Source organism: Pantoea septica, from assembly GCF_002095575.1.
Lineage (GTDB): Bacteria > Pseudomonadota > Gammaproteobacteria > Enterobacterales > Enterobacteriaceae > Pantoea > Pantoea septica.
Window position 1 is genome coordinate 82434 of sequence record NZ_MLJJ01000016.1, and the last position, 17401, is coordinate 99834.

Consider the following 17401-nt stretch of genomic DNA (forward strand, 5'->3'; position numbering starts at 1 on the left):
TATCGCGCTTCAGATCGGCCAGAATTCGTGGATGCGGAATGTTCCCGGGCCGGCCTGCAGCAGGCGGCTGTCACTCTTTCCCTTCGAGTGCCGTCATCTGGTCGCTCAGATTTTTGCCCTGTCTTTCAAGCAGGCTGATTTTTTCCTGCAAAGCCCGGACCTGTGATTCCTGCATTGAAGCCTGCTCGCAGATGTTTGAATAAACATTTGTACTTTCCTTTCCACACGCTGCTCTGTCGTAGCCGGCGCTGGCGCTGGTCTCATAGAGCAGTTTCTGAACCTCAGCAATCTGTCGGTTGTTCAGCGCAAGGGCGGCGCTCAGTTTGCTGATCCGGGCTTCCTTGCGTTCCATCTCCTGCCGGCGTTCTCCGCTGCTCAGCGCACTGAGCGTGCTTTTCAGATCAGCATTCTCCAGCATGAGCTTTTCATTCCGCTCCTCAAGGCTTTTAACGTTCTCCCGATAGCCGGCTGACAGCTCGGCGACCCGCTTACTGATAGTCTCTTCACGGCTTGCCTGCGCCGCATCGTAGCGACTCTGCGCAGTCCGGTTCTCTTCACGTAAGTATGCAATATCTGAAGTCAGCCCTTCGTTGCGTACCTTCATTTCAGCCAATGTAGTGTTATTCAGCACCTCTGAAGTGATAATGGTCGAAACGGTGGCCAGAGCAGCGCTCCAGACAATCCATGTTATGACAGGGTGGTTTCTGATTGTTAGGGGGATCCATCCGAACAGGTTGAACATTGGGTCGGGGGCCTTAATTCACTGAAATAAAATTAATATAACAGATATAAAACGCGCTTAGCACCTTCCCTCTGCCGCGTCACCGTGACCACAAAATCCGCGCCCGGGGCGAAGGCCAGCGCGGTGACGCGTTCTGGTGAATTCTGCAGGGGAATGGAGGCTGTTCATGCGTTAATTTTCACGTAGCGTTGTCTGTGCATTTATCCGGCTATTCTCCCGCACCGGCGCGGCCGGAGCCAGATCAATAAATCGCGCAGACTGGATCCGAAATTTGGTTTTACCCGCAATATAGAGGGTTATCCAAACCACGTAAAGGATCCTTTTTCTGCGTAAAACCGCGCAAACCCGCGCGGCGCAAGGCTTGCGGGCCCGATCCCGCCGTTTGGTATAATTGGGGTAATGCCAAGGTAACGAAGAAGTGATGTCAAAGTGTTCAGCGCAGCGTTAAGATGAAGGATACAGATTAATCCTAATGCATCAGGGATGGTTCAGATGGCAGTCAAGCGCGCCTATTACGGTAATGATAACGACCTGGACTACTTCGAGCGGGTCTTCCAGTCAGCCAACATCAACTTTCTTATCGGGTCCGGGGCATCGCTTCCGGCGATTTCAGTGCTGGGAAATATCGAAAACGAATTGCAGGAGCTCATCAATAAAGATGATGAAGAAAATTATTTTAATAAAGCTGCAGAATTTTTAGGTACAGTGTGGCGTCCGCATGAATACCTGCTTGGGCGGAAAGGGAAAGTAATAGTCACTCCAGAATTTGAACAGAACATCAGCACCACCCGGGGGAATTACGATAAGTTTATTTCTTCGCTTGAGAAAATACTGACCCGCAGGCGAACCGGGCTCTTGCCAAGACGTATTAATATCTTCACAACGAATTATGACCTGTTCATCGAGGATGCCTCGATAAGGAACAGTAATGTTGTGCTGAATGATGGTTTCAGTAAGCGCGCGGATTTATGGGGGGGATGCTCATTTGATGGCGGGAGTTTTTATCACACAATAAACGCAACAGGCAATCTGTACAATTACAAGGTCGAGCTCCCGACTATTAATCTGATAAAAATGCACGGCTCTTTATCTTGGCTAAATGAAAACAACAAAATCATTTATGAACTCCCGCCTTTTGAACCACTGGCTTTCAAAAATGAAGAAGCGAAAAAGGCCTGGGTACTGTCTCATAAATTAATTTTACCCCGAAAAGAAAAATTTAAAGAAACGCTGTTAGAAAACGTTTATTACGATTTATTGAGAACCTATTCAAACGAGCTGGATAAAGAAGCTACTTTGCTGGCTGTATTTGGTTTTTCCTTTGCAGACGAGCATCTTGAAACGCTCACCAGGAAAGCCCTGCGTAATGCGACGCTCAAGCTGTTAATCTTTGCTTTTAATGAGGCCAGTACCGAGGGGTTCATGGAAAAATTCCGTGATTATTCCAATGTCGAAGTTATTTACCGTCCCGGTGGAAACCTGGATTTCCCGGCAATGAATAACATTATTACCTGCTATCTGGGAGGGGCAAGATGAGCGGACATTTTACCGATGAGGAAGCAGTATTGCGCATCGGCGAAGTCTGCGAGGTCTCCGGACGCGCAGTTACTATTCTGGTGGATAAAAATAAAAATCTCAGCGACCTGTTTTATCAGGGAAAAGTCCTGAGGAACGTGTCAGTAGGCAGCTTCATTGAGATTAAAAAAGGCTTTATGAGCCTGATTGGTAAAGTGGAAGCAGAAAAGATAATCGAGGAAAAGCACCCCTCTGGCAGCGGCAGCGATACCTGGCGATACCGGCGTTACCTGACGGCAACGCTCACGGGATACATTGATCGCGGGGGGAGGTTCACCGGCGGTTCGCGTGAGCTTCCTCTTATCGGCAACGAGGCCTTTGTGGTGACGGAGGAAATGATACAGACCGTTCATCAGATAGCAGACGCAGATGAAACGGTGATGTTATTCACCCGCACGGATCTTGAAGATATCGAGATCGCGCTGCCGGTCAACGGGTTGATTAACTCGCATATTGCCATTTTCGGTAACACCGGCAGCGGAAAATCCAACACGTTGGCCGCAATTTATAAAGCCGGAACGGCTCAGATAAAGCGCATGCTTGGCGAGCGTTATAAAGAAAGATGTAAATTTATCCTATTTGACTTTAACGGAGAATATACCGCTCCGGACTGTATCACAGCTGAGAAGATGGTGTATAATCTGAATACGCATCATGCAAACGGCGATAAGCTTCCTCTTCCCAGAGAGGTATTGCTGGAACATGACATGCTTTCCGTTCTGACCGATGCGACGGATAAAACACAGAAGCCATTTCTGAAACGGGTTATTGATTTTCGCCATAAAGTGATGAGCAGCGAGGATCCACTTCAGTTTATTCGAAATATTCTTAAGAAAAAAGTCAGACAAAATCTCTTTAGTGGTGATAAGGCAAAATGTGATATTGTCAATCAGCTTTTTGGGCCTATTTTTAAAGATGACCAAGAACTGATAGCTGACCTGGAGTTTCATTCCGTTGCCTGTAAGTGGAGATTGATAGGCGGAAACATATTTAATGCTGAAGTCGATACCGAGCGATCGTATATCTTCAGATTGGCTTGCGATTTTCAATTCAAGGTTGATATGATTGAAGATCTTCTTGACTTTATGTATCTCCAGCTAATACAGGAATACTTATCTAACAAGTCTAATCCTGAGCATATATCTCCCGTCATAAACAGAATGAATGCAAACCGGAAAGATATTGCAAAGATATTTGACACGTCGGGAAAACGGGATTTCTGGAACGAGAAGAACTTTTCCGTCGTAAATCTTAACATGGTAAATATAACCATGAAAAAAACATTACCGCTCCTTCTGGCAAAATGGGCTTATAATTTAAAAAAACTATCCTTGATCCCCTCTACCCTCCACCTCATTATTGATGAAGCTCATAATATATTGTCTAACACCTCCTTCCGCGAAACTGAGAGCTGGAAAGACTACCGGCTCGAAACTTTCGAAGAAATAATTAAAGAAGGACGCAAGTTCGGAGTATTTGTCACTATCTCCAGCCAGCGGCCTAATGACATTTCATCCACCATTATTTCACAGGCGCACAACTACTTTATTCATCGTCTCATTAACCAGAACGATCTTTATGCCATCGAAAAGTCCGTCTCATACATAGACCGACTGACAGAAGAGTCCATCCCTACCCTTTCCACAGGGACATGTATATTCAGTGGCATCGTAAGTCCCATGCCGTTGAAACTCAGGGTTGCTGAACTTCCACCAGAACAGAAACCCAGAAGTCATACCATTTCCTTTAAGGATTTGATGGAGCCCGAACCAGAGGCGAATGACGGCGGGGGGCTTAAATTCTGACTGCTGGACAGGCAGTCCCACGCTGACAGGTTTTGCGAAAAGCACTTACGGCGCCATGAATGTCATATTCCTATCCCGGCACGATTACCTCCGGTAAGTTATCTTTCCCGGCCGACTGGGATTGAAAATTGGGGACCTGGCGGCTCCCCCCTAATGATGCACGCACACGCTGATGGCCCCAAAAGCGGCAGTGAGTTGCATAGACACATGAAATTCAGTTAAAACGGACGGCATTCACATAATCATTGCAGGCCTCATCAGGACAGGAACGGGACAGTGGGATTAGTCATTCATGGAACACACGTAGTTGTTGATCATGCCTGTAAAGACTGGCTCGTGACGGAACCGGCAGGTAATCCTACCGAAGAATGGGTGGGGGAATTGAGGATCTGGTCCGTATTCAGAAGACGACTGGCTTCTGCGAAGCTCCAGCGCGATCGCCGGCTGAAAATGCTGGGTGATAACTGCCCTATTATTTATGCTCTCAAAGGCAAGCAGGGATTAACGACCGATCTTGCCAGTATCCTGCACCTCAGCAGGAGCTTTGACGTTATTCTTGACGACATTGCGAACCGGGACACTGACGGTTACGACGCGGTGATCTCAATGCCCTCTTCCCATCCCCTGAGTGCGATGGTCGCAACACGATTTGCGCGTAAATTTTCAGCTCCACACCTGGGAAACGTCTTCAGGAAAATTACGGTGGAGGAAGCACTCACCATGCTGGATCGGGCTGACATTGATGTGGCGGATCATAAGCGTCTCGCTTTCAGGATCGGTAAACAGCTGCAGTCTGCAGGTTTCCACGGTGCATTTTCCCTGAAAGATATTCCCGTCGTGTTCCGGCACGTTTTCACCCCACTCAAAATCAATGCGGGTGCGTTAAGCCTTACTACATTACGTGTACTGCTTGTCGATGACCTCCTGGCAACCGGCACAACCATGGTCACGGCTGCTGAGCTAATCCGGCAGACCATTCCCCGTGCCAGTATCTGCGGTGCCTGTCTGTTCGGATCTGCCGGACGCTGAATAATAAGTTGCTCAAAAAAGAGCAAGGGCGTATATTTATATACAGAGTGTGCTTGAGGCCCCCCGCTCTTTAAATCCAGATGGGTCCCGCGTAGGCACCCGCAGAGGTCGGTTCGTAAAGAACGAGTATCTGCAGATTAGGCAGCGGCTAATCCTTCGGTTATACATTTGTGTATAACTGTCGTAACGAAGGGAGAGCTTTTGCTCTCCCTTTTGCATTTCTAAGAACACATATTTGTCAGCTAACCGTCTTTCAATCAATTTTCGTATTAGCCCAGTAAAGCCTGTGACTTTTTTCCTGTCATGAGGTTGCAATAACCCGGGCAAGAGTAGTCAGCGACTTACGAGCTTTGCGAGTATAAGAGCCCCGGATAAGCTCTTTTCCTTATACCTGATGATCTGCTACATACTTGTTTAGCGCGATCCCCTCTCCCTGACGAACTTCGAAGTAGTAGGTGCATTGCCGAGCCGTAAGTTCGCGAAGGAGTTCATTGATCAGAGCATGATTCGGCCCCTTACCTTTCGATGCACTGACAACGCCAACAGGTGTCGACGTTACCAGCACTACATGATGCGGAGCGTCAAGTTGCAGTACGCCGTCAATGAGTCCCTGAATGATGCAGCGGTTCACCGTAGTGTCGCTGTAATTAAACTTCTGCAGCCTCTTTTCACTACCCTGTTCTGTCAGCACCATAGCCGATCCCTCACGCGTTTGTGCATTGCAGCTGCCGGTGACATAGATAAAAACGCTCTGCATTGTATCCTTCCTCAGTTCTGTCTGTTCTGGCGATGATACGTCACATGTTCCATCTGTTCTTTTCAATTTCCATACTTTAACTAACGGAGAGCTGTTTTCCCGGTTAAACGAGCACAGACAAACTCGGCAGAGCGCCATATTTAAAGCATGCGCTTTTTTCTGGCCAGCCCCGGAAACGGGTTGCCAGTACGCTTCCCGGCCGCAGACAAAAACCACCTTACGGGTTCTGAAGCAGATGCATGTGTGCTGGCGGGTATGGCATGAACTTACGACGACTGGATGAATGCGGATAAGTTAAGGCGCTGGTAAGTATTACCTGATGTGTGCTGAAGGGAATAAGAGGAGCTTAAAATCGCATTACGATGTGCGCTGTGGGGGAAACCCAGCTTTCGGATACTCTGAGTGTGCACTGGTGGGTAAGAGCCTGTATTAAGATGTGTGCTGGCGGGTAGTACTCTCATGAAAATGTGTGCTGGCGGGAAGTCAAAGGTGTATTACCTCGCAGCACACATTCCTTGCGGGACTGAAACAAAAGATAAGCCGTTCCAGACATAGCTTTTGATGCTGTTAATGCCTTCATCCCGCCAGCGCACATATCATCGGCACCGGATTCCTGTCAGCACACATTTATAAGCCTGGTGGCTTGAGCTTGGGGTTCCGCTTGTGAATGATTAAGTAATTCTCACGTTCTTTTCTCACCAGTGAAAATTCCAGGTAACCAATCTTTTGAAGCTGTTCAAGCGCTTTTTTGATTGTGCGGTTTTGTTCACTTACTGAGCTGGCGAGGGAAAGACGCTCGCGCAGGCGTGAAAAACCCACGGGAACAGGATTGGCGGGGAGGCTTTCAATAAAGGTATAGATCGCCTGAGCAGCTTCCTTTTTAGGAAGGGCTTTAATCGCGTGCTGCTGCAGCAGTACACGATAGTCCAGTTGAAAGAGCTCCCACAGTTTTTCGTCTGCTTCAAGCTGAACTATGTCTTTATCTGCATCAAAATAACCGGTTTTAAGCAGGCCAGTCTGATAACTACCGCGTACATCAGCACCGCGCTTAAACGAAACAGACTTGTTACGCAGCTTGCCTAAAGATTCATGGATTGAGCTACGCAGGCGGGCATCGATACGCTTGGAAGCGAAACCGCAGCCTTTAGCGAATTCAGTAAATTTTAATTCGATCTTGTTGGAGTTCAGCCCGTATTTGCTGAAAGCATAGATAACGCCGATCCATACTTTGAAGTCACAGTCCATATCGAGGCGCGGCCCGGAGATATTGATATTGTCATACCCCTCGGCTTTCGCTATCTCCAGCTGAGAAAACAGCTCAGATGCATCTACGATATTATTTTCGCCCTGTGATTTTGATGGCTTTGGGACAAAAACGCCAAGCCGCATCAGAGCAACAGGCTGAACGGTATTATTGGAATTAACGGTGAGTTGTTTTTCCTTTGTGATCATATCGCTGTACAGCGCGTCAGAAATAAATGACTTATCCGTCATAGAGTTATCTCACAGTTTAATCGTCAGTATGAAATGTGAATTAAATAGGTTTCTGTCCCGCCAGCACACACGATACATCCCTCCAGCGCACATTACCATCCCACCAGCGCACATTAAATTCCCGCCAGCACACATACTCTTCCCGTCAGCACACATCGTGATCAGGCCCTAGGCCAGACGTGGCGTGGCCTGCGAGCTACCGGGATCTTTCTGGTACTATTAGGATCTGATTGGATGATCTATTGGATCGAGACTGTGGATTTGTGGATAAATGCAATTTAGGCAGCAGTCAGGCTGCATGAAGCAACTAACGCGCCTGCGGCTTGTTCAACGGCTCAGAGAACCACAAAAATTTGCGGCTCTCTGAGCCGTTCCCGTAAAACCCCAGCAAGGCTTTCAAATGTTATTTAATTGTGGAGTAACAAATGGCATTTCAGAACCCGGCACAGAACTTTGCTGAACAGCGGCTCAGCCTGGGCGATCTGGTCACGCTGTCTCCTCATTCCACTTTTCTGGTACGTAGCGACAACAGTTATCCGGAGGCAGGAATTATGCAGGGCTCAGTTCTGGCCATCGATCGCGCGATCATCCCTCAACACAGGCACATCATTGTCGCTGAAGTAGAAGGCGAATTAGTACTGCGCAGGCTCCTTATAACCCCTGTACCAGCGCTGCAAGAGCTTAGAGGCGAAGAGACCATTACTTTACTCGATGAAAGTCAGGAGCTGCCTGTTTGGGGCGTTGTAGCCTATGCACTTACAGATGTCGCAGGACTGGGTTTCAATCATCCGCCAGGTGAAAGACCCAGATAAGCTATGGTGTGTATAAGCTGTAATGAGCGAGATCAGCCGGAGTTTAAAAATGTTCGCACTGGCCGATGCCAATAATTTCTATGCGTCCTGCGAAACGGTGTTTCGACCCGATTTGCGAGGTAAACCCATATGCGTAGTGTCAAACAATGATGGCTGCGTGATTGCCCGTTCTGCAGAAGCCAAGCGCATGGGTATTAAAATGGGTGCTCCGCTTTTCAAAAATGAGCGTTACTTTCAGGAGAACGGCGTTCATATCTTCAGCTCTAACTATGCCCTATATGGCGATATGTCCGCCAGAATGATGGCTATCTTAGGTGAAATGGCGCCTGGGCAGGAAATTTATTCGATAGATGAGTCATTTCTAGATGTCAGCGGCATAGCTGCATATATGCCGCTGGAGCAATTTGGCCGGCAGATGCGCGACCGGATAAAGAAAGAGATTGGACTGACCATCGGTATAGGATTTGGTCCATCCAAGACGCTGGCCAAACTAGCTAATTTTGCTGCTAAAAAATGGACCCGGACGAATGGCATTGTTGATCTTTCTAGCCCTGTCCGGCAGCGCAAGCTGCTGGCGCTGGTTAGTGTAGATGATGTATGGGGCATTGGTAGCAGACTCAGCAAACGACTCCATGCCATGAATATCAGTACGGCACTGCAGCTTGCTGACAGTAATATCAGCGTCATCCGCAAAAGCTTCGACGTGATAGTAGAACGTACAGTGCGCGAGCTTAACGGCGAATCCTGTCTGGCGCTGGAAGATGCGCCGCCGCCGGCCAAGCAGCAGATAGTGGTAAGCCGCAGTTTCGGGCAGCGCGTCACAAGCATTGACGAGCTACAGCAGGCTGTTGTTACGTATGCCACTCGCGCGGCAGAAAAACTGCGTGAGCAAAGTTCTAAATGCCGACACATCAGTGTCTCGGTAGCAACTGGCAGATACGGAAACGAGCCCCAGTATGCTAATGCAGCAGCAATGGTTTGCGAATATCCCACCAGCGATACCCGGGATATTATCGGCTTTGCCCTGCAGGCCCTTAAGCGTATATGGCGTGACGAATACCGCTATGCAAAAGCCGGTGTCACTTTAAGTGATTTTTATCAGTCGGGCGTGGCCCAGCTTGATATGTTCAGCCAGCAGCTGCCCCGAGCTAATGCTGATGCACTTATGTCTGCTGTGGATCAAATTAACAGGTCCGGGCTGGGTAAAGTCTGGTTCGCAGGTCAGGGCACGGATAATGCCTGGCAAATGAAACGTGAAATGCTGTCTCCACGCTATACAACCTGTCTTGCTGAAATAATGACCTTAAAATAACGTTTGTTGTTTTTTGGTTGATCGGCAGACAAAAGCAATATATGACCCAATTGGGCCTCAATGGGCTCACTTTCAACGCTCTTTGTTCCTTTTTTATCCTTGTCTGAATGGTTCTAAGTACATCATATCCCTTAGTAACTTAACAGGTTATTAGCTTGTTAATATGTTAATTACTTCATTGTGGACGCACTATATTTTCAGGCACCATCATGATAGGTATAAACTGAAAGATTAGTTTTAATATTTGAGATATATCAATACTTTGTGTTGAATTAATAAGCAGGCGTTTACAGGCATATTGACTAGCCAAAACGAGCAAAATAATAGTTAACACATCTTAATATCTTACTAAGATACTAAGATACTAAGATGGTGTGTTTTGTAATAGTTATTGCAGCTTGGCCTTCTGAATAAGTTCAGATCTCTCATGCTGGTTAAGACTCTCGAAGGCCATAACTGCTGCCCGAACCACATCTGAACGATTTACACGATGACCTGTATTGTTCATTTCATCACGGATGCAGTTATCAATCGATTTCAGGTTTGTGTCTGCGAAAGAAATACTTACCGGCTTAGCTTTGGATTTAACTGTGCTGACTTTTTCCGGCACGGCATTGAGGCCAGCCGTACCACCATTGATAAATGCATTTTCATCTTTTGGTGGAGTATTTGCTCGATTTCTCACAGGATCACCTCTTTTACCAGAGCTGCTACTTCTTCGCGAGCTTTATCATTCTGGGTTTCGAATATTGTTAAAGATTCTGCCCAAGCGTCCCTGTGAGCTTTACGATCGCAGATTCGCGACTGAGCCAGTTGCATCTGTGGATAGTCAGCAAGTACTTCTGCAGCCTGATGAGCTTCATTCACAAACATGTTAGTCGGAGCCATGTTCAGAACCAGGTACCCTTTAACATTTTCATTAAAGTCTTTGGCTGCGGTAAAAACTTCACAGGTATGAGGCACAACGTCCAAATCCATTTGTGAGGGGCGCAGAGGAGAGATAAAGACATCTGCTGACATCAAACCGCTGCGCATTTCAGCACTGTCTCGTCCGGCGCAGTCGGCAATGACATAATCATAGGATTTCGCATGCTCTTTGAGCATTGCCTTGATGTTACCTGTCGCGCCTGTCACTGGAATGTGAGGTAAAGATTCAGGTCGGTTGTTGTACCAGGTAAGCACCGATTTTTGGTCATCGGCATCGACAATGATGACCGATTTACCGGTTGATTTCAGACAGGCAGCAATCGAAACCGCTAGTGTGCTTTTACCTACACCGCCTTTCTGACTACCCAAAACGATGATCATAACAACCTCGCTAGTTAATAAGTTATCCCCTTATGATAATAGCAATATGTTATCTTAACAAGATAATTTTTATTGTTTAACTGTCTGTTTAATGAGGGGTTGATAACATATTAATTTGTTATGTTATTGCTTTTTTGACTGCGTGATACTGGAAGCAATACTTTACTTTAACATGCAGGTCGTTGTCTGAATGGCTTTTGCTTCTTTCTATCAATAGATATCTTCCGGTGATGAATGGAGGTCTGAAGCAACCTGAAACCCGCAAGAAGACAATCAATTCTGATAATGTGAAATCCAGAACCTGTGTATGAGTTGAAATATTAAGATAATATCTTATTAACTTGTTGGGTATAATTCAGCTGAATCTGCAAGCCTTTCTTATTAAGATAATATCTTGTTAATTTATCAATTCAACTTGTTGTCAACTCTCATGAGTGCTCAGCAAACGGTGGCTATCGGTATGTCATCCCAGCTCGTAGTCCAGGCAGGGGAAAGTAGCTCCCGCTTCATCTTCCAGTCCGGATCGATACCTTTACCTGCAAAGCCGATGCTGTAACGCCCGGAGCGGTTCATTGAATCCATCAGACTCATGAGCGCCTCACTGCCGGCGCGCGGCACTTCATCGTCAAACAGATTGAGCTGGGCCACACCGTTCGGACGAAGCTCGCTCAGCATGATGCCGGCTTTCGCATAGCGATAGCCCGGGCGCCAGATGGTATCCAGTGATTTCACTGCTGCCTCGATGATGTTCCGCGTGTCCTGCGTGCCAACGCGCAGCTTCACAAACGCCGTGTTGCCGTAGCCTGGCTGTCCGGTGTCGAAAGGTGAGGTGCGGATAAACACAGAGATGTGGTGGCAGAACTGCCTGTCCTCGCGAAGCTTTTCTGCAACGCGTTCGGCATACGCGCAGACCGACTGTCGCATGGCGTCGTATTCCGTGATGCGCTCGCCGAAGCTGCGGCTTACGACTATCTGCTGTTTGGGCGGGGGCGCATCCTCCATCGGGATGCAGGATTCGCCGTTAAGCTCACGTACCGTGCGCTCCAGTACCACCCCGAAATTCTTGCGGATGAAAGAAGGGGAGGCGCGTGCCAGATCGAGCGCCGTTGTCACGCCGAGCAGCTGCAGGCGTTTTTCAAGCCTGGAACCCACGCCCCAGAGTTCACCTACGGGCTGACGAGACAGCAGCTTTTCGGTCCGCCCCGGATTGCCTGGCGTGAGCGCCAGCACCCCACCAAACTGGGGCCATTCCTTACCGGCCCACTGTGCTGACTTCGCCAGGGTCTTCGTTGGCCCAAGCCCGACGCCGACCGTCAGGCCTGTGCAGGTCCTGACGTGCGCCCGGATCATGCGGCCAAAGTCCTCATATGGCATAGCCATTTCCATACCCGTGCAGTCACAGAACCCTTCGTCAACCGAATACACCTCCAGCCGGGGCACCATCTCCTCGATGCAGGACATTACCCGCGTGCTCATCGAGTGGTATAAGGCATAATTGCTTGAAAATATATGTATTTTCTCAGGGAAGTGCTGATTCTTTATCTTGAACCACGGATCGCCCATTTTCACGTATTTTTTGGCTTCCTTACTGCGCGCGATAACGCAGCCGTCGTTGTTCGACAGGATGGCCACCGGCGCATTTTTCAGGTCGGGCCGGAATACCTTCTCCGCGCTGGCGTAAAAGCTGTTCACGTCAATCAGGCCAAACATGTCAGTTCCTTTTGCGAGGGGTATGCACGAAGTGCACCACTACGCCGAAGATCTCAAGCGTGTCCGGGTCCGGAATAATAACGGGATAAGCGGGATTCATGGGCTGCAGAACGGGTCCCTTCGGCGTAAGCAAAAGGCGCTTCACCGTGAATTCGCCATAAAGCTCGGCGATAACCACGTCATTGTGCTCCGGCGTCAGGGAGCGATCGACAATAAGCAGGTCGCCGTCATACAGGCCAATGTCCTGCATGCTGTTGCCCTGCGCGCGCAGGAAAAAGGTGCTTGCCCGGTGGGCTATAAGATATTCGTTGAGATCGAGCTCCTGCTCCGCATAGTCCTGACAGGGTGAGGGAAACCCGCAGGGCACACGTTCCAGGAAAAGAGGCCTGAAGCTGGGCGGCGGATTGTCCGCCGGGTGCATCAACTCAAAGGCGTTAAACATAGCGAAAATCCCTGTTAAAGCGCTGTATGTATTTACAGTATTATTAGCTGGCTTCCTGTTACGCGCAAGAAGTCGCTTGATCCTCACCGTCGGGAAGAAAACACAGCCATTGATTTATAAAGATTTACAGCGAAACGACAGCTCATAAATTAACCGTTTGTTTGCATGCACCATCGGCAAAGGGCTGCAAATGTTTATCCACAGCTTTGCGCGCGGGATGTGCAGGGAAGATGTGGATAAGGGCCCCCTTCGGCTCCCCTGATCGGGTCGTCAGCCCCATTCAGCTAACCGGCAGAGCCAGCAAGCTTCACCGGACCGCGCCACGCGTTCCGGGCCTGTCGGCTGGGGTCTGAGGGCTAAAGGCAAGGCGTGCTGGCGGTCATCTGAAAAGATCATTGCAGGGTTTTTAAGCGAAGCCTGATGTGTATGATTACTGTTCATTTTCAGGGAGCTGTCGCATAAGGAGTATGTCTTGAAACCCTTCCAATCCGCTTTTCTCATTCTCATCTGTATTTGCCCGTCGCGCGTGCGCCGGGAGGCTGCCGGCTGAACTGTTGCCGGCAGTGCCGCATAAAACCCGGACCAGACACATACACGGCAGGGCAAGGGCTGCAGCCAGCCCACAGGCTGGCGCGAACCGCGACGGCCTGAATCCGCCGTCGCTCTGAGGCGCAACGCCGTTTCGCTGCCGCTCAGCCGCCGTTGCCGCTGCATCGTGCTGTGCTTTTCCGCCGGGCTTCACCGGTTTAAGTCCTTTCGCCGGGGCTGAGACAAGCACAGGCGCCGTGGTCCTCCAGGGTGAAGTGAACGCCGGGAAAATTTATTTCCGGCCACTGCGTCAGACCAGAAATAAATTTCCCCGTCGCCCTGGACGCCTGCCGTCACCCGCGCTGGTTTACGCCCTCGCGGCGAAGGATCTCAAACGGGTGAAGTGAATACCGGAGGAAAAAACCAGCCGATTTCCACAAAACGTCAACACCGCGGCTCCCGAAACTCAACGGGTGACGTGTTTAAACCCCCAACTGCATGAGGAGAACGAACATGGCTTCACGAGGCGTCAATAAGGTCATCCTGGTCGGCAATCTGGGACAGGACCCGGAGGTGCGCTACATGCCAAACGGCGGCGCGGTCGCAAACATCATGCTGGCGACGTCGGAAAGCTGGTGCGACAGGCAGACCGGTGAGAACAAAGAAATCACGGAGTGGCACCGCGTGGTGCTGTTTGGAAAGCTGGCAGAGGTGGCGGGGGAGTACCTGCGCAAGGGCTCACAGGTTTACATCGAGGGCCAGCTGCGCACGCGTAAATGGCAGGGCTCGGATGGACAGGACAAGTACACCACCGAAGTCGTGGTGAACGTTGGCGGCACCATGCAGATGCTGGGCGGGCGCGGCAATGGCGCCGGCGGGCAGACCGGACAGCAGTTCAGCGGGCAGCAAAACGCTCAGCCGGCACAGCCAGCTGCAGGTAACGGCGGCAAAGGCGGTAAGGCAGGTAAGGGAAGTCGCGGCGCGGCTCAGCCGCAGCCGGAACCCCAGGCTCCGCCGCAGGGTAATTATCCGCCAGCAGATTTTGACGACGACATCCCGTTCTGAATGACGCGGCTTTGCTTACGCGAGGCTGCGACAGAGGTGAAAACAGAAGGTAAATGAAGCTGGAAGGCGGCCGGAACGGCCGGGATGGTTGCCCTGGCGGAGCTGGCACTCCGCGCAGGGCATGACAATCAAATTATGAGGAATCCGATATGTCAGCGACTCAGTCTAAAGAAAAAATTCGTCACGGCAAGACCCCCGCGTATTACGGCCGCCGGCGCGGCGGCTACCGCAGCTGCTGCGGCAGCGAGCTGACCCGCGATGAGAGCGTGACACTGCAACGTCTTAAGGCATTCACGCCGGGCGACTTTGAGGCCTACAGCGCGCGCGGCGAGGAGTTTCGCCGGCGCCTGTGCGGGACCGTACTGAACGCCCTGCAGCTCAGCAAAGCCTGGCTTACCGACTGCGAGTGCCGGGGAGAGTGGGGCGGGGTGTTCCCGGTTCATCTCCGCCTGACGCACCGAAAAAATCCGCTCGTCACGCTCGACATCCTGAGCCCGGGCAGCGAGTCGCCGTTCTGGCACGGGCTTATCTGGATAAATCCCGATCACACCGGGCTGTACGTTCTGAATACCGAACAGTTTGAGCCGGAAACCATCGGCCGGCTGCTGACGCGTATTGAAGAGATGGTGTCAGCAGGCATTACGCCAGCGGAAATCGTGGCGGTACTGGGCCGAAAGGGAGGGCGCGCATGAACACGATCATGATGATGCCGGCAGCGACGCCACGTTTTTATGTGCAGCGGCAGAGGGCCTGCAGGCTGCACAACATAGCTTCATGCTCTGCAGTGATTTCAGCACCGGTAGCGAGGGAACAAACAAAGATCAGGGCGTATCCTCGGGTGCCCACGTTGCAGAACCTGACTGATATTATCGGGCGGTCCGCTCCGGCAGCGTCAGAACGAACGCCCCAGGCGATGATGTACATAGCTGAGGCGCAGGAAAAGCTTATCTGTGAGGCCGAAACTGCACTGGCCAGCCAGTCTGTTCGCACATACCGGCGGTGGTACTCGTACTGGCGGCGTCGGGGCGTACAGGTGAACGACCTGCTGGATATGACGTGGGTATGGCGCCAGCGTGCCCGGACTGAATGACGAGAGACAAAATACTCTAACCGGTCAGACCTGTTAATGTTTCAGATCGTGGCGCCGATAGTATTCAGGTCCTTCACCAGGGATAAACATTGATGGCAAATTCGTTTAGACGATGCTTCGCGGCATCGTCTTTTTTTTATCTTTCAAAAAGAACCCGCCGTAGCGGGTTTTAAATACACACGTCTGTTCCCGGGGACGGGATGAGGGAGAAAAGAATATTGTCTCCCTGTGAGGGTCGGCGACATCTTAGTCGGATTAATGTTTTGTGTCCTGAGCTAAATCCATCTGAAGAGACAAATGAGATAAATACGCACGGCCTGTGATGCTCAGCATGGATCTGATAGCAGTGCGCCAAGAAAAACTCCGCTGGCGTTAAATCGCATTCGGGGAAATCCGCCTGTACCGGAGTTTTACCGAATGGCGCAGCCAGTTAATCGGCGCGGCCTGCCCCGGCGCTGAGGGCCGGACTACTATATCTGGTATGGTTCCAAGCTGAGAAAGGCACAACATATAGTATTGCGCGCCGCAGCGTGTGCAGTTCGGTCTTATGGGCGTTTTACCGAATGCCGCAAAAAAGACGTAAAAAAACCGCCTGGCGGCGGCTTACCGGACGGTTCAGAACCAAAACACATTAAGTTAAGCTGGGTGTAATCCGGCAAAAAATTTCTGAGGCAATATGAACAAACCGCGCAGGAACAGAACCAAAACCGTACAGTTCACATTTAAACAACATTACCTAGGCCGACAGTTCCTGAAACTATTTTCAAAGGATGCAAATAAAGTTTATGTGAAAATAGTAGATAAGAATGGGGTGGTAAAACAAAAATCAGTTAACGACCAAGTTTTTTATTCCAAAAAAGTATGGGATGAATCCACAGAAGCACTTATGAAAGGCATAGAGGATGCTTTCAAAAAAGAAATCGATAAAGCATTAAATAGTAATACAGATTTCAACTTTGGAAAAATAACGGATTATTACCTGATGTGGAACATCAGGGGGAGGTTAGCCAATGATCGCCCAGAGAGCGTCAATTTTCGTATAATTGGAAGCAGGTTATCCTTTAAGGAACAAGATACATTAGAGCAGAAAGGGTATTATTTCATGAAGCCAGATGGAACTATGCATGATGATATGTTTCGTGGCTTAACGTTCAAAATGGAATTGAATAAATTAAATATTATATTTAAGGATAGGACGTGGGGTTTAGTTAAATCGCCGAAAGAGAACTTTATCCTGCCTGACTTCTGGAACGTTAATCTCTGGGAAAAAGAGCTGACTTGGATAATTCCAATTACAAGAAACATGGCATTTGTGGCTGAACACGAAAACGGGGTAGTAACGCAACAAAACGCTTCCCGTATTAATGATTTTTCAATGACTCACTGTAATAAATTTTGTGTTATATATTCATAAAGTGAAAGCTGAAAGAATCAGGTAATCCATCTGTGTAATACATCTGCATTACACAGGTGTATGTTAAAATTATTTTGTATCCGTTATCCCTGTCAGGTATCTCACAAGCAGAAAATCATCAGGTGCTTCAACATTCAGGTAGCCGTCACTTTCCCTATAGCACAGAGCAGTTCTGTCATGCCGCAGCGTGTTAGGTGGTAATGGGTGATCGGCAAAAGGATTATGCAAAACATAAAGACCATCAAGAAGATGCTCGTGATAAGTGCTTTTTAGCGCTGTATGCACCTTTGGATAAAGAGACTCCGGGTCTGGAGTGAA

General features: G+C 49.4%; 15 protein-coding genes and 2 pseudogenes. 8 read left to right on the forward strand and 9 right to left on the reverse strand.

What is annotated here, in order from left to right; all coding sequences use genetic code 11:
• Positions 1–70: 70 nt before the first annotated feature.
• Complete coding sequence (locus tag HA46_RS10875) at positions 71–742, reverse strand: hypothetical protein (RefSeq protein ID WP_048785778.1); 672 nt, start codon at positions 740–742, stop codon at positions 71–73.
• Positions 743–810: 68 nt separating this feature from the next.
• Positions 811–910 (reverse strand): annotated as a pseudogene (locus HA46_RS21540) (tyrosine-type recombinase/integrase); the annotation flags it as partial.
• 324 nt (positions 911–1234) lie between these two features.
• On the opposite strand from HA46_RS21540, the gene HA46_RS10880 reads away from it, so the two are divergent.
• From HA46_RS10880 to HA46_RS10890, 3 genes are all read left to right on the forward strand, one after another.
• Entirely contained in the window at positions 1235–2278 is a 1044-nt protein-coding gene (locus HA46_RS10880; RefSeq protein ID WP_048785789.1) for an SIR2 family protein, read from the forward strand.
• Positions 2275–4122: an ATP-binding protein gene (locus HA46_RS10885; protein ID WP_048785780.1), complete on the forward strand. Its 1848-nt coding sequence runs from the start codon at positions 2275–2277 to the stop codon at positions 4120–4122. Before HA46_RS10880 ends, HA46_RS10885 begins: the two co-directional genes overlap by 4 nt.
• A 372-nt stretch (positions 4123–4494) precedes the next feature.
• Positions 4495–5151, forward strand: a complete 657-nt coding sequence (locus tag HA46_RS10890) for a hypothetical protein (protein ID WP_082170603.1) — start codon at positions 4495–4497, stop codon at positions 5149–5151.
• Between the two features lie 385 nt (positions 5152–5536).
• On the opposite strand, the gene HA46_RS10895 is transcribed toward HA46_RS10890, so the two are convergent.
• Positions 5537–5908, reverse strand: a complete 372-nt coding sequence (locus tag HA46_RS10895; RefSeq protein ID WP_084884216.1) for a hypothetical protein — start codon at positions 5906–5908, stop codon at positions 5537–5539.
• A gap of 627 nt (positions 5909–6535) precedes the next feature.
• Positions 6536–7402 carry a RepB family plasmid replication initiator protein gene (locus tag HA46_RS10900; protein WP_048785784.1) on the reverse strand — a complete coding sequence of 289 codons (867 nt, stop codon included), beginning with the start codon at positions 7400–7402 and terminating at the stop codon, positions 6536–6538.
• Positions 7403–7827: 425 nt separating this feature from the next.
• Between HA46_RS10900 and HA46_RS10905 the strand changes: the two genes are divergently transcribed.
• Both HA46_RS10905 and umuC (HA46_RS10910) read left to right on the forward strand, forming a co-directional pair.
• Positions 7828–8214: a peptidase gene (locus HA46_RS10905; protein WP_048785787.1), complete on the forward strand. Its 387-nt coding sequence runs from the start codon at positions 7828–7830 to the stop codon at positions 8212–8214.
• A 49-nt stretch (positions 8215–8263) separates the two neighbouring features.
• The gene (umuC, locus tag HA46_RS10910; RefSeq protein ID WP_084884219.1) at positions 8264–9526 is read left to right on the forward strand and encodes a translesion error-prone DNA polymerase V subunit UmuC; all 1263 of its coding nucleotides are present in this window, start codon (positions 8264–8266) and stop codon (positions 9524–9526) included.
• A gap of 388 nt (positions 9527–9914) precedes the next feature.
• Here umuC (HA46_RS10910) and HA46_RS10915 read toward each other — a convergent pair whose 3' ends face one another.
• The 4 genes from HA46_RS10915 to umuD form a co-directional block, all read right to left on the reverse strand.
• Positions 9915–10211 carry a hypothetical protein gene (locus tag HA46_RS10915; RefSeq protein WP_075203199.1) on the reverse strand — a complete coding sequence of 99 codons (297 nt, stop codon included), beginning with the start codon at positions 10209–10211 and terminating at the stop codon, positions 9915–9917.
• A complete protein-coding gene (locus tag HA46_RS10920; protein ID WP_040126210.1) occupies positions 10208–10834 on the reverse strand; it encodes a ParA family plasmid-partitioning AAA ATPase in 627 nt (208 codons plus the stop codon). The genes HA46_RS10915 and HA46_RS10920 overlap by 4 nt, the downstream gene beginning before the upstream one ends.
• A gap of 438 nt (positions 10835–11272) precedes the next feature.
• Entirely contained in the window at positions 11273–12544 is a 1272-nt protein-coding gene (gene umuC / locus HA46_RS10925) for a translesion error-prone DNA polymerase V subunit UmuC (RefSeq protein ID WP_084884221.1), read from the reverse strand.
• Position 12545: 1 nt separating this feature from the next.
• Complete coding sequence (gene umuD, locus HA46_RS10930; RefSeq protein ID WP_071199882.1) at positions 12546–12986, reverse strand: translesion error-prone DNA polymerase V autoproteolytic subunit; 441 nt, start codon at positions 12984–12986, stop codon at positions 12546–12548.
• A gap of 1041 nt (positions 12987–14027) precedes the next feature.
• Here umuD and HA46_RS10935 point away from each other — a divergent pair.
• From HA46_RS10935 to HA46_RS10950, 3 genes are all read left to right on the forward strand, one after another.
• Positions 14028–14579, forward strand: a complete 552-nt coding sequence (locus HA46_RS10935) for a single-stranded DNA-binding protein (RefSeq protein WP_084884223.1) — start codon at positions 14028–14030, stop codon at positions 14577–14579.
• 149 nt (positions 14580–14728) lie between these two features.
• Positions 14729–15271: a conjugation system SOS inhibitor PsiB family protein gene (locus tag HA46_RS10940; RefSeq protein ID WP_084884226.1), complete on the forward strand. Its 543-nt coding sequence runs from the start codon at positions 14729–14731 to the stop codon at positions 15269–15271.
• A 1074-nt stretch (positions 15272–16345) separates the two neighbouring features.
• Positions 16346–17083: a hypothetical protein gene (locus HA46_RS10950; protein ID WP_048784224.1), complete on the forward strand. Its 738-nt coding sequence runs from the start codon at positions 16346–16348 to the stop codon at positions 17081–17083.
• A 69-nt stretch (positions 17084–17152) separates the two neighbouring features.
• On the opposite strand, the pseudogene HA46_RS21205 reads toward HA46_RS10950, so the two are convergent.
• Positions 17153–17401, reverse strand: a pseudogene (locus HA46_RS21205) (glycosaminoglycan attachment site); the annotation flags it as partial.

Coding starts and splice junctions, on each gene's coding strand:
- HA46_RS10875 (WP_048785778.1), bottom strand. CDS start 742: ATGTTCAACCTGTTCGGATGGATCCCCCTAACAATCAGAAACCACCCT.
- HA46_RS10880 (WP_048785789.1), top strand. CDS start 1,235: ATGGCAGTCAAGCGCGCCTATTACGGTAATGATAACGACCTGGACTAC.
- HA46_RS10885 (WP_048785780.1), top strand. CDS start 2,275: ATGAGCGGACATTTTACCGATGAGGAAGCAGTATTGCGCATCGGCGAA.
- HA46_RS10895 (WP_084884216.1), bottom strand. CDS start 5,908: ATGCAGAGCGTTTTTATCTATGTCACCGGCAGCTGCAATGCACAAACG.
- HA46_RS10900 (WP_048785784.1), bottom strand. CDS start 7,402: ATGACGGATAAGTCATTTATTTCTGACGCGCTGTACAGCGATATGATC.
- HA46_RS10905 (WP_048785787.1), top strand. CDS start 7,828: ATGGCATTTCAGAACCCGGCACAGAACTTTGCTGAACAGCGGCTCAGC.
- umuC (WP_084884219.1), top strand. CDS start 8,264: ATGTTCGCACTGGCCGATGCCAATAATTTCTATGCGTCCTGCGAAACG.
- HA46_RS10920 (WP_040126210.1), bottom strand. CDS start 10,834: ATGATCATCGTTTTGGGTAGTCAGAAAGGCGGTGTAGGTAAAAGCACA.
- umuC (WP_084884221.1), bottom strand. CDS start 12,544: ATGTTTGGCCTGATTGACGTGAACAGCTTTTACGCCAGCGCGGAGAAG.
- umuD (WP_071199882.1), bottom strand. CDS start 12,986: ATGTTTAACGCCTTTGAGTTGATGCACCCGGCGGACAATCCGCCGCCC.
- HA46_RS10935 (WP_084884223.1), top strand. CDS start 14,028: ATGGCTTCACGAGGCGTCAATAAGGTCATCCTGGTCGGCAATCTGGGA.
- HA46_RS10940 (WP_084884226.1), top strand. CDS start 14,729: ATGTCAGCGACTCAGTCTAAAGAAAAAATTCGTCACGGCAAGACCCCC.
- HA46_RS10950 (WP_048784224.1), top strand. CDS start 16,346: ATGAACAAACCGCGCAGGAACAGAACCAAAACCGTACAGTTCACATTT.